Origin of the sequence: Ferrovibrio sp. (assembly GCF_025869515.1) — a bacterium.
In the GTDB taxonomy this organism is placed as follows: domain Bacteria; phylum Pseudomonadota; class Alphaproteobacteria; order Ferrovibrionales; family Ferrovibrionaceae; genus Ferrovibrio.
Genome location: NZ_JAOZVR010000093.1, coordinates 1 through 12362 on the forward strand (window position 1 = coordinate 1; position 12362 = coordinate 12362).

Genomic DNA, 12362 nt, shown 5'->3' on the forward strand with positions numbered 1-12362 from the left:
TCGGCGGGAATGGGTGGGGCGCAATGATTCGCGGATTGATGATGGACGAGCCGCTGCTGCTGGGTTCGATCATCGAATATGCCGGCCGCTACCATCCCGAGACCGAGATCGTGGCTCGCGATCTGGCCGGTGGGATTGTCCGAGATGATTATGCCGGCGCGCTGGATCGCATCCGCCGTGTCGCCAACGGATTACTGGGCCTTGGACTACAATTTTCCGACCGCGTCGCCACGCTCTGCTGGAATACGCGGGAGCATTTCGAGCTGTTCTATGCCGTACCCTGCACCGGCGGTATTCTGCACACGGTCAATCCCCGGCTCTCGGATGCGCATATCGCCTATATCATCAACCATGGCGCCGCCGAGATTCTGGTCTGCGATGCCGGTACCGCAGAGATTGTAGCGCGCCTGCTGCCACAACTCGGATCGGTACGTCATGTCATCCACATCGGCACGCCGGTTCCGCCGGCATCGACAGCGCCGGGCCGGGTCGACCATCTCGGCTATGATGCGCTGGTGGCGGACAATGAGCCGCTGGCGGCCTTCCCGCGCTTCGACGAGCATGCCGCCGCCGTGCTTTGCTACACCTCAGGCACCACCGGCAACCCGAAAGGCGTGCTGTATTCGCATCGCGCGCTGACACTGATCGCCATTGCCAGTATCGCCAAGGATTTCTTTGGCGGGTATCGCAATGGCGATATGGACGTCTACATGCCGATCGCCGGGATGTTTCATGCCACCGGCTGGAGCTTCCCCTATGTGGCACCGATCAGCGGCGGCAAGCTGGTACTGCCCGGCCGCCAGCATGAACCAGAGGCGCTTTACGAATTGTTGCATGGCGAAAAGGTTACCATAGCCGCCGCTGTGCCGACTGTTCTGCTCGGTCTGTGTGACTGGCTGGAAAGCCGGGACAGGCAACTGCCGGCGTTGCGCTCAATTCTGACCAGCGGCAGCGCGCCATCGCGCCCGCTGATCGACCGCTGGGAGATCGGGCAGGGCGTCAATATCGTGCAGACCTGGGGCATGACCGAGGCGTTGTGCTCGAGCCGCGGCAGCCTGAAACCGGGCCTGGGCACCCTGCCACAGGAGCGCCAGCTCGACTACAAGCAGAAATCCGGCCGGGTTGCCTGGGGCACGCGCCTGCGGTTGGTGGATGAAGCGGGCGGAGAGTTGCCGCAGGACGGCAAGGCCATCGGCCTGCTGCAGGCCCGGGGCCCATGGATCGCCAGCGGCTATTTCGGCGAAGACAGCAGCCCGCTCAGCGCCGATGGCTGGCTCAATACCGGCGACATGGCCTCGATCGATCCCGAGGGCTACATCCAGATCCGCGATCGCGCCAAGGACATCATTAAGTCCGGCGGCGAATGGATTTCGACGGCCGAACTCGAGGCGCACAGCCTGGAATATCCGGGGGTGCAGTATGCGGCGGTGATCGGCATTCCGCATCCCAAATGGCAGGAGCGCCCCCTGCTGATCGTGCAGCCGCGCGACGGTCAGGATATCGACAAGGCGGCCCTGCTGGATTTTCTGGCCCGGAGGGTGGCGAAATGGTGGCTGCCGGATAACGTGGAGATTGTGGCGCAGATGCCAATCTCCGCCACAGGCAAGATTCAGAAGGCCGAACTGCGGCGCATCCATGCCGCGTGACCGGCGGCAGTTGAGGGCGGGTATCTGATGGCGAGGCTGCCGCAGTTCGACGATATGCCGGATGGTTTGCTGCGCATCCTGCGGCGGCGGGTACCGGCGAAATGGATCGATCATAACGGGCATATGAACGTGGCCGCCTATCTCGCCGCCTTCGATGCAGGCATCTGCCGTTTTTGCAACGGATACGGCATCGGTCCGCTGCAGAAACCGGTCAGCGGCCGGACTATCTATGTGGGCGAGGCGCATCTGGTATATCGCCGGGAGATTCAGCGAGATGCGGCCATTGAAATCGGCCTGCAGCTGCTCGGCCTGACCGATCGCCGGCTGCGCGTCTTTCTAAGCATGTATGAAACCGGCGAGGCGCAGCCGGCCGCCTATAATGAACAGCTGGCAGTCTGCGTCGACACATCGACGCATCGGCCGGCTCCCTGGCCAGAGGCCGCGGCCGCCAGACTGGAAGCGCTGCGGCTGCATCACGCGTCGCTGCCGATGCCGCGGCACGCCGGCCGTGGCATCCAGTCGCCGGAGGCTGTGGCTAAACCTGTGCCGGCGGCGCAATAGAACGGATACGAGAGATATGACAGACAATACCACCGCCATCAGGGTTATCGGCTTCCCATCGCTTTATGTGCAGGGTCCGGGCGCGCTGGGGCAGTTGCCTGCCTACCTGGAGCGGCTGTTGCCCGGTTGCCGTGCCGCCGCAGTGGTGGATCCGGTAGTGTTTGGCCTGTTTGAGGCTCTGTCCGTGAGGATGCCGGGACGTCTCACACCCATCCCGTTCGGCGGCGAATGCACATTGGTCGAAATTGACCGCCTGGTGGCGACCGCTCGCCAGAACGAGGCGGATGTCATCATTGGCGCTGGCGGCGGCAAAGCTGTGGATAGCGCAAAAGCAGTGGCGCAGGCCTTGGACCTGCCGATTGCGATCGTGCCGACCATTGCCTCCAGCGACGCGCCAACCAGCCGGCTGATCGCGATCTATGACGAGAACCACAAGATCGTCGACGTGCCGCTGCTGCGTCGCAATCCGGACATTGTGCTGGTGGATACGGATGTGCTGATCAAAGCGCCGCGGCGCTTTTTCGTCGCCGGCATCGGCGACGCGATCACCAAGAAATTCGAGGTCGAGGAAGCCGCTGCCAGCGGCTATCCAAACTATTTCCAGGGGCAATCCACCGCATGTTCGCTGCAACATGCGCAGGCCTGCCTGGATACCAGCCTGCGCGATTCGGCCGCGGCACTGGATGCTGTCGCGGCCGGCAAAATCTCGCCGGCCTTCGAGCGTGTGGTTGAGGCAACGGTACTGTATTCGGGCCTGGCCTTCGAGGGTGGCGGCCTGTCGGTTGCGCATGGCATGCTGCGCGGGCTGACGGCCTATCCGCAGACCCTGGGCACCCTGCATGGCGAACTTGTCGCCTATGGCCTGTTGGTGCAGTTGCAGGCCACGGCGCAGCCCGAGGCGACGGTTGCCAGCATCGCGGGATTCCTGCGCCGGGTCGGGTTGCCGGTGCGGCTCGCCGATATCGGCCTGGCCGGCATCGATGTCGCCGACATGCGCCGCATTGCCGAACTGACCATGACGGCGCCCTATGTCGCCGCGCGGCGGCCGGCCCTGAACGCCGATATCCTGCTGCGCGCGATGGAGCGGGTGGAAACGGCGGCGGCGTAAGCGCCGCTGGTCACTCCGCGCCGTGCAGGCGGTGGATGACGGGAAAGTAGTTGTCGCCCAGCCCCTGGTCCTGCGCCCGGGAGAAAATTCGGTCGATCATGGTCGCGGCCGTGGCATCGATGCCAACCAGCCGGGCCAGATCGAGGGCATAGGTATTGTCCTTGCGGGCATAGGCCACCGAGAAGGCACGTTCGGGGAATTCGCTTGGCAGCAGCGCCTTCATGCCGTGATTGCGCAGCGCGAAGCTGTCGGCCGATCCCTTGGTGAAGACCTCGAACAGCAGTGCGCCATCCACCCCGGCGGCGCGGGCAATGGCTAGGGCTTCCGACAGCGCATTCACGGTCTGGAACAGCACCATGTTGTTCAGGATCTTGAAAATCTGCCCGGCCCCGACCGGACCGCAATGCGTGACATCGCTGCCCATATGCCTGAGGACGTCTTCCACCTGGTGCAGCACCGCGGCATCGCCGCCGACCATGATGCTGAGCGTGCCGTTCTCTGCCGCCTGCCGCGTGCGGGCGACCGGGGCATCGAGGTAGTCGGCACCGCGCGCGCGTACTTCGGCGGCCAGGCTGCGGGTCAGTTCCACTGATGCCGTGGTGGTGTCGATAACGATCTGTCCGCGGCGCAGTTCCGGCAGAATTTCCGTCATCACCTGGCGCAACGCGACACTGTCGGGCAGTGACAGCAGCACGATATCGGCCTGGCGCACCACATCGGCAATCGTTTCCACCACCTCTCCGCCGGCCGCGGCGGTATCCGTCATCGCCTCGATGCGCCGGTCGTTAAACAGCACACGACGGCCCGATTTGCGGATCAGGTTGCGGCACATGGCACCGCCCATGACGCCCAGTCCGATGAAACCCAGAATGCCATTGCCCTTGTGATCGCTGCTCATATCCGGTCCTGATTCAATGAAAGACTGCCGGGCGAAACGTCAGGCAGTGGCGACATAAATGCTCTTGACCTGTTGATACAGCCTCAGGCCGGTCAGGCCCTTCTCGCGACCGAGGCCGCTTTCCTTGAAGCCGCCGAACGGCGCCGCGATGCTCAGCTGCTTGTAGGTGTTGATCCAGACGGTGCCCGCCTCGATGGCTTCGGCCATCCGCCAGGCGCGCCGGAAGTCCTGGCTCCAGATGCCGCAGGCGAGGCCGTAGACGGTGTCGTTGGCCTGGCGCACCAGGTCGGCCTCGTCGTCGAACGGAATGACGCAGAGCACGGGGCCGAAAATCTCTTCCCGGCATACTCGCGCCGCATTCGACAGTCCGGCAATGATGGTTGGCAGGTAATAGGCGCCGCGCTCGCAATCCAGGCCGTCCGGCCGGCTGCCGCCGGCAACGATGCGGCCGCCTTCGCTGCGCGCCAGGGCGACGTAACTCTCGACCCGATCGCGATGCGCCATCGATGCCAGCGGCCCGAGCTGGGTTTCGGCTGCCTCGGGCGGGCCGATGCGCAGGGTCTGCGCCGCCACACGCAGCCGTTCGATCACGGCATCATGCACGCCGCGCTGCACGAACAGGCGAGAGCCAGCCACGCAGGACTGTCCCATGCCCTCGAAGATGCCGTCCAGCACGCTGGCGCAGGCAGCATCCAGATCGGCATCGGCGAAAATGATATGCGGCGACTTGCCGCCCAGTTCGAGCGCGGCCGGAATCAGCCGCCGCGCCGCGGTCTCGGCGATCATGCGGCCGGTCGCGGTGCCGCCGGTGAAGGAAATCATGCCGATGGCGGAATGATTGATCAGGGCGGCGCCGACATCGCGGCCATGTCCGGGCAGCACCGACAGCAGGCCGGCCGGCAGCCCGGCGCGTTCGCAAATTCGCGCCAGCTCCAGCGCAGGCAGTGTGGTGATTTCCGAAGGCTTCAGGATTACCGCATTGCCGGCCGCAAGGGCGGGGGCGACTTTCTGCGCCTCCATGGTCAGCGGCGAATTCCACGGCGTGATGGCGGCGACGACGCCATAGGGCTGATGCAGCGTAAAATTGACGTATTCGCCCCGGCTGGGCGGCGTCGCGGCCTCGATGGTTTCGCACACTGCCGCGTAATAGCGGAAGGTGGCGGCGGCGCTGGCCGCCTGGGCGCGGCATTCCTTCAGCGACTTGCCGTTCTCCACCATCTGCAGCTGCGCCAGGGTTTCGCCGCTGCGGGCCAGTTCGTCTGCAATCCTGTGCAGCAATGCGGCGCGCTGGTGCGGCTTCATGCGACGCCAGGCAGGATGCTGCGCGGCCTGGCGCGCGGCTTCGCAGGTGACGGCAACCTCCGTATCCGTCGGAGTGCCGAGCTCAGCCGTCAGCGCGCCGGTGGCGGGGTTGATGGTCTGCAGGGTCGGGCCGCTGCCGGCGATCCAGCGACCGGCGGCGGGAAAGCTCACAGGCATTGTCCGCGTCCTTCCGCATGAAACGCTTCTGACGGTGGCGTGGCGCGATGGCTCCCTGACACTTTTTTTCCTTTTCAGGCAAACCGGTCTGACAGGGATGCCAAATCGGTATTGATATTTTTAGAACATCGTTCTATTTTATTAAATATAAGCGGTCGGCCCGTCAAGGCCAGTCCGCATCGAAAGGGGAAACGACCGGATGAGTGGAGTCACTGCGCAGCCAGCGACGGCATTGCGTCGTATCGGTTTTATCGGCCTGGGCCGCATGGGGTTAGCGCTGGCCGCCAATCTTGTCCGCAAAGGCTTCAGCGTGCGCGCCTTCGACCTGGCGGCGGGGCAACTGGCCAAATTCGCCGAATTGGGCGGTGATCTGGCCTCCAGCGCAACTGATGCGGCAAGGGATGCCGATATCCTGTTTCTCATGCTGCCGGGCCCGAAAGAGGTTCGTGCTGTAGCGCTCGGCCCCGACGGCGTGCTGGCGGCGCTGCCTGCTGGCGCCATAGTCGTCGACATGAGTACGGTCGATCCTGCCACCGCCGACGCCCTGGCCGCGGCGGCGGCGGAACGCGGGCTGCATTTTGCCGATGCGCCGGTGGGGCGGCTTGCGGCACATGCCGATCGCGGCGAGTCGCTGTTTATGCTCGGTGCCGATGCCGATGTGCTGGAAGTGCTGCAACCGTATCTCAACGCGATGGGCACGACGATCTACCACTGCGGCCCAGCCGGGCATGGCACGCGCACCAAGCTGGTAAACAATTTCATGGTGCTGGCCTATTGCCAGCTGAATTCCGAGGCGCTGGTGCTGGCGCAGGGCATGGGGCTGGATCTGGCCAAGACGCTGGCGGTGTTGACGGGAACCACTGCCGTGAACGGCCAGCTCAAGGAGAAATGGCCCGCGAAGGTGCTGCGCGGCGACCTGACGCCGGGTTTCGATATGGCGCTGGCGCTCAAGGATATCACGCTTGCCTGCCAGGCGGCCCAGAGCATCGGCATCGCGGTGCCGCTCGGTTCGCAGGTACGCGACCTGATGGCGCTGGCCCTCAATGGCGGACATCGCGGCCAGGATACATCGGCATTGACCGATTTCTGGGCCCGGCTTAACAACCAGGCACTCCTGCGCCTGACGTAAAGCGCAAAATTTCGAGCAGCTGGCAAAAACCGCAAGGAACCCGGGAATGCACCCCATACTCAGTATCACAAGGCAGGCAAACCGCATCTATCTGCTTGCCGGGGGCGGCGCCCTGGTGCTGATGGCTGTGCATGTCGCCCTCGATGCGATCATGAAATACGCCTTCAGCATCCCGATCCCGGCGACGCTGGAAACGGTGGCCTACTACTACATGCCCTGCGCGGTGGCCCTGCCACTGGCCTTCGTCGAGATGAAGAACCAGCATGTGGCGGTCGAAATGCTGCACCAGATGTTTCCCCGCGGACTGCAGCGGGCGGTGCTGGTGTTCAACGGTTTCGTCAGCCTTGCGTTCCTCGGTGTCATCACTTTCCTCGCCGGTCGCGAGGCCTACCGGAAATTCGATATCGGCGAATACATGTTCGGCGAATATCCAATCGTCATCTGGCCGGGTCGTGTTGTTTTTTTCCTGGGATTCCTGTTCTTCGGCGTCGTCGTCCTGATGAAGACGATCACCCTGATCCAGACCACCACCGACCATTTCGCCCGCCTTGTTGACGCCGATCCGGAGCTGCAGAAATGAATCTGATCATTGGTTTCTCCGGTCTTGGTGCTCTCATCCTTCTCATGCTGCTGCGCGTACCGCTCGGCGTCACCATGGGCGTGGTGTCCTTCGGCGGCATCTGGATGATCCTCGGCGACCGTGCCGCGCTGGGCATCTTCACCTCTAGCCCATTTGAATTCACCGCCAGCTGGTCGCTCAGCTCGATTCCCATGTTCGTCTTTATGGGTTTCATCTGCTATCACGCCGGCGTCACCGAAAGCCTGTTCATGGCGGTGAAACGCGGCCTGCGCCGGCTGAGCGGCGGCCTCGGCATTGCAGCGATCGGCGGCGCGGCCGCCTTCTCGGCGGTCTGCGGCTCCAGCCTCGCCACCGCCGCCGCGATGGGCCGCATCGCGATCCCGGAAATGGTGCGCAACGGCTACAATCCGGCCTTCGCCGGCGCCCTGGTGGCGACCGGCGGCACGCTGGGCACCATGATTCCGCCCAGCATCATCATGATCCTCTATGGCATCTTCGCCGAGGTGTCGATCAGTAAACTGTTCATCGCCGGCATCCTGCCGGGCCTGCTGTCGGCTGTGATGTTCTGCATCTGCATCAACCTGCGGGTCCGGTTCCAGCCCTCGCTGGTGCAGTTCAAGGGCGATGCCAGCCAGGAGGTCAATGTCAGCGGCGACGTGGACGCCAGCACCGGGTCCTGGAAGGACGTGTGGCCCATCGTGGTGCTGTTCGTCTCGATCATGGGCGGCCTGTTCGCCGGCCTGTTCTCGGCCGCCGAAGCCGGCGCGGTCGGCGCATTCGTGGCGCTGCTGATCGCCTGGCCGCGCAAGCAGTTCAACCGCGAGGCATTCAAGCGTGCCGTGCTCGAATCGCTGGAGACGACGGCGTCGATCTTCTTCATCGGCATCGGCGCCATCCTGTTCACGCGCTTCCTCGCCCTGTCGGGCGTGGCCGACTACCTGTCGAATGCCGTGATCAACCTGACCACCGATCCCCTGGTTTTCGTCATCGGCGTGTCGATCGTCTACCTGATCCTCGGCATGTTCATCGATCCGATCGGCATCATGCTGCTGACCCTGCCGCTGCTGTTCCCGATCATGCAGAAGCTGGGCATCGACCTGATCTGGATGGGCGTGCTGATCGTGAAATATCTCGAGCTGGCGATGATCACGCCGCCGGTGGGACTCAACCTCTTCGTCATCAAGTCGATGATGCCGAAGACATCGCTGGAGCAGATCATCCGTCAGGTCACCTGGTTCATCCTGACCGACATCATCACGATGTGCTTGCTGATCGCCTTCCCGAAGATTTCCACCTTTCTGCCGTCGCTGCTCAACTAGCCGGCGAAAGATCAAAAACGAGAAGGGGGCGGTGTCTGGCACCGCCCCCTTCTGCTTTGGTTTCGTACCCGGCTGGACCGGCCGGTTCAGGCCCGGCTGATGTATTTCAGGTTCTGGAAGGCGCGCAGGCCTTCCAGGCCGCCTTCGGTGCCGAAGCCGCTTTCCTTAACGCCGCCGAACGGCGTTTCCGGCGCCGATGCCTGCCAGTGATTGAGGATAACATTGCCGCTCTCGATGCCACGGACGACGCGATCGGCGAGTGCCGCATTATCGGTCATGGCATAGGCGGCGAGGCCGAACGGCAGCCGGTTGGCAACCGAAAGCGCCTCGTCCACATCTTCGAAGGGCCGGATCAGGGCTAGCGGGCCGAACGGCTCGACCGTGGCGGCGAGGCAGTCGTCGTCGGTGGTCGGGCCGAGCACGGTTGGCTGCCAGAAGTACCCCGGACGCTCCACGCGCCGTCCGCCCACCGGGATGGCGATGCCGCGTTGGCGTGCATCCTCGGCAAATCGGTCCATGGCGGCGAGGCGCCGCTCGGTCGCCAGCGGGCCCATTTTCGTGTCCGGATCGAAACCGTCGCCGAGCGTCAGCATGCGCACCGCGGCAGTGAATTTCTCGGCGAAGGCGTCGCAGATCGACCGCTGGACCAGAAAGCGTGTGGGCGAGGTGCAGACCTGGCCGGAATTGCGGTATTTCGCGGTGATCGCGCCTGCCACTACGCGGTCGATATCGGCATCGGCGAAGACCAGCACCGGGGCATGGCCGCCGAGTTCCAGCGTCATGCGCTTCATGCTGCGCACCGCGTCGGCCGCCAGAATCTTGCCGACCGCCGTGGAGCCGGTGAAAGTGACGCCGCGGATCTCCGGTGCCGCCATCAGTCGTGCCGATATGCGCGGAGCATCGCCGAACACCATGCTCAGCACGCCAGCCGGCAACCCGGCCTCGTGCAGGATGGCGGCGATGGCGAGCGCGGTAGCCGGCGTTTCCTCCGCCGGCTTCATGATCACCGAACAGCCGGCAGCCAGCGCCGAACTGATCTTGCGCGATGGGGTGATCGCGGGGGCATTCCAGGCCGAGAAGGCGGCAACCGGCCCGATCGGTTCCGGGATGGCGAATTGCCGGATCTCAGGGTTACGGGCGGGAATGACGCGGCCGTAGGCGCGGCGGGCTTCCTCGCCGTTCCATTCGAACATGGCCGCGGCGGTGTCCACCTCGATGCGGGATTCTGACAGCGGCTTGCCGAGCTCCCAGGTGATCAGGCGGGCGATATGCTCGCGGCGTTCCAGGATCATGTCGGCGGCGCGGCGCAGCAGCCTGCCGCGTTCGACCGGTGCCACCGCGCGCCAGACCGCAAAGCCTTTTGCCGCCGCACGGACAGCCTCGTCGATATCCGCGTCTGACGCGCAGGGCAGATCGGCCAGGCTGTCGCCCGTTGCCGGGTTGATCACCGGCAGCGTGGCGCGTGCACCGGCCGGATGCCACTGGCCGCCGACATAGAGTGCGAGTTCGGGATACCGCTCAGACATGGCTCGATCCTTTATGATCCACGGCGGTGATCAGGCAATCCACTGCGACGACGCCTTCTCCGGCCGGGCGCAGGATCAGCGGATTGACCTCAGCCTCGCCTATCCAGTCGAGTGTGGCGCACAGCGATGAGAAACCGGCAATGAAACGCGCCAGGGCCGGGATATCGGCCGGCGTCTGCCGACGCGAACCTTTCAGAATGGCGGCGATGCGCAGTTCATCGATCATTGTTCTGGCCGTTGCGCTATCCACCGGCGCACGCCGCACGGCCAGATCGCGCAGCACCTCGGCATGAATGCCGCCGGCACCGACGGTGACGAAGTCGCCCAGGGCGGTGCGCTGGAAACCGACGATCACCTCGGCCGTACCGGATGTCATTTCCTGCAGCATGAAGCCCTGCAAACGGGCGGTGGGTGCGGCTTTTGCCACCGATGCGGCGATATCCCGCAGAGCAAGGACCAGGCTGTCGGCATTGGCGATATTCAGCCGTACGCCGCCAACATCGGTTTTATGTGGCAGGTCGGCGGACACCACCTTGGCCGCCAAGGGGTAGGACAGATCATGCTGGCATGTTTGCGTCGTCGGCGGCAGAAGGAGGCGGCGTGCTGTCGGCAGATCTGCGGCCGCCAGCAGATCAAGCGCCGCAGCTTCATTATCGGGGCGCACCGGCACCGTCACGGCCAGCTCTGGAACTTTGGTCGTCGGAAGTGTGCGATAGTGCGACGGTCGCAGGGCGTGGATGATCGCTTCCGCGCAGGTTTCCGGCGTGCGGAAAGCCGGGATTCCGGCCGCCGACAGACGCATCAGGCTTTCATCTGCCGCCGGTGTCAGGAAAACCGCGATGGGGACGGCCGCACTAGCGGCGCTGTCTATGATAGGCTTCACGGCCAGATCGGGATGGAACTGGGCCGAGGAGCCGACCACGGTCAACACCAAGGCGAACTCACCACTATCTGCCAGCAGCCGCAGCACGGTCGACATAACATCATATCGAACCCCTGCTAGAGTCAGGTCGAGAACCCTGCCATGTCGCAGCGGTATCGGACAGGCCGCCTGCAATTGAGCAAACAGCGCCGCGCTGGGAGCGGCCACATCAATACCGTGCAGGCCGAGCTGGTCGACCACCAATGCGGCACCACCGCCGGTGGTGGTCACCACAGCGACCGGCCTGTCCGCCAGCTTGCCGTCATACCGACGCCGGGCCTGTACCAGCAGGGGCGCCGCCTCTATCAATGCTTCAAAGCGCTCCAGCCGCACGATGCCTAGGTCACGCAGCAAAGCATCGGCAAGGCGGTCGGATCCCATCATCGCGCCGGTATGCGACATCGCCATTTCCTGTCCGATCTCCGAGCGACCGAGTTTCAGCGCAGCAACCGGTTTGCCTAGTCGCGCCGCCGCTGCGGCGAAATCGGCCAGCGCCGCCGCATCGCGGATGGTTTCCAGGAACAGCACGATAGCATCGGTATCCGGATCCTCGGCCAGCATCAGGCCGAGATCGCCGAGACCGAGATCGGCTTCATTGCCGACTGAAAGAAGTTTTCCGAATCCGATTCCATGGGCCTGTGCGCGGGAGACCACGGCGCCGATCATACTGCCGCTCTGCGAGATGAACGCCAAGCGGCCGGGCAGCAGGCGGTCAACTTCGAAAGCGGCATTGGCGGTACAGCAGAAACCGTTGGCGGTGTTGACCACGCCGATGCTGTTGGGGCCGAGCAGCCGCAAGCCGCCGGCGCGGGCATGCTCGACAAGCGCCTGCTGCGCGGCTTGTCCCTCGGTGCCAGCATCGGCATAGCCGCCGGCCAGGATAGTGGCCACGCGAATATCTGCTGCGATGCAATTCTCCACGGCGGCTGCCACGGCAGCCTGCGGCGTCAGGATGAAGGCATGTTCGATCGGAGAGGTATCTAGCGCCCTGGCGGCGGTTATGCTGGGAACAGCTGCCAGGCCGGCGACGGTATCGCGATTGGCGTTGATGGGTGTGATGTGGCCGGCAAATCCATGCTTCTGCAGAAAGCGGACCGGGCGGCTGGTGGTTTTGCTGCCGTCATCGGAAGCCCCGACGATGGCGACATGCTGCGGTGCGAACAGGGCGCGAAAGAGATCCGAAGGCATTGGCGT

At 64.3% G+C, this 12362-nt stretch carries 10 protein-coding genes; 6 read left to right on the plus strand and 4 right to left on the minus strand.

The window, feature by feature from the left end:
* The first annotated feature begins 23 nt into the window (after positions 1 to 23).
* The 3 genes from OJJ21_RS15435 to OJJ21_RS15445 are packed head-to-tail and all read left to right on the plus strand — an operon-like array spanning position 24 to position 3315.
* On the plus strand, positions 24 to 1646 hold the full coding sequence (locus tag OJJ21_RS15435) for an AMP-binding protein (protein ID WP_297687480.1): 1623 nt from the start codon (positions 24 to 26) through the stop codon (positions 1644 to 1646).
* A 27-nt stretch (positions 1647 to 1673) separates the two neighbouring features.
* Entirely contained in the window at positions 1674 to 2207 is a 534-nt protein-coding gene (locus OJJ21_RS15440; protein WP_297687481.1) for a thioesterase family protein, read from the plus strand.
* 16 nt (positions 2208 to 2223) lie between these two features.
* A complete protein-coding gene (locus OJJ21_RS15445; protein WP_297687482.1) occupies positions 2224 to 3315 on the plus strand; it encodes a glycerol dehydrogenase in 1092 nt (363 codons plus the stop codon).
* Positions 3316 to 3325: 10 nt separating this feature from the next.
* Here the strand turns inward: OJJ21_RS15445 and OJJ21_RS15450 are convergent, their stop codons facing one another.
* Together OJJ21_RS15450 and OJJ21_RS15455 are read right to left on the minus strand one after the other, a co-directional pair.
* Complete coding sequence (locus OJJ21_RS15450) at positions 3326 to 4213, minus strand: NAD(P)-dependent oxidoreductase (RefSeq protein ID WP_297687483.1); 888 nt, start codon at positions 4211 to 4213, stop codon at positions 3326 to 3328.
* A 39-nt stretch (positions 4214 to 4252) separates the two neighbouring features.
* Entirely contained in the window at positions 4253 to 5692 is a 1440-nt protein-coding gene (locus tag OJJ21_RS15455) for an aldehyde dehydrogenase (RefSeq protein WP_297687484.1), read from the minus strand.
* 199 nt (positions 5693 to 5891) lie between these two features.
* Here OJJ21_RS15455 and OJJ21_RS15460 point away from each other — a divergent pair, with 199 nt between their 5' ends.
* Genes OJJ21_RS15460 through OJJ21_RS15470 form a run of 3 tightly spaced genes read left to right on the plus strand, consistent with a single transcriptional unit; the run spans position 5892 to position 8720 of the window.
* Positions 5892 to 6821 (plus strand): NAD(P)-dependent oxidoreductase, encoded by a 930-nt coding sequence (locus OJJ21_RS15460; RefSeq protein ID WP_297687485.1) that lies wholly within the window; start codon positions 5892 to 5894, stop codon positions 6819 to 6821.
* Positions 6822 to 6867: 46 nt separating this feature from the next.
* Positions 6868 to 7401 carry a TRAP transporter small permease gene (locus OJJ21_RS15465; protein WP_297687486.1) on the plus strand — a complete coding sequence of 178 codons (534 nt, stop codon included), beginning with the start codon at positions 6868 to 6870 and terminating at the stop codon, positions 7399 to 7401.
* Positions 7398 to 8720, plus strand: coding sequence for a TRAP transporter large permease subunit (locus OJJ21_RS15470; protein ID WP_297687487.1), 1323 nt, complete (start codon positions 7398 to 7400; stop codon positions 8718 to 8720). The genes OJJ21_RS15465 and OJJ21_RS15470 overlap by 4 nt, the downstream gene beginning before the upstream one ends.
* 86 nt (positions 8721 to 8806) lie before the next feature.
* Here the strand turns inward: OJJ21_RS15470 and OJJ21_RS15475 are convergent, their stop codons facing one another.
* Together OJJ21_RS15475 and OJJ21_RS15480 are read right to left on the minus strand one after the other, a co-directional pair.
* On the minus strand, positions 8807 to 10246 hold the full coding sequence (locus OJJ21_RS15475) for an NAD-dependent succinate-semialdehyde dehydrogenase (RefSeq protein WP_297687488.1): 1440 nt from the start codon (positions 10244 to 10246) through the stop codon (positions 8807 to 8809).
* Positions 10239 to 12356, minus strand: a complete 2118-nt coding sequence (locus OJJ21_RS15480) for an acetate--CoA ligase family protein (RefSeq protein WP_297687490.1) — start codon at positions 12354 to 12356, stop codon at positions 10239 to 10241. Before OJJ21_RS15480 ends, OJJ21_RS15475 begins: the two co-directional genes overlap by 8 nt.
* Positions 12357 to 12362 lie beyond the last annotated feature (6 nt).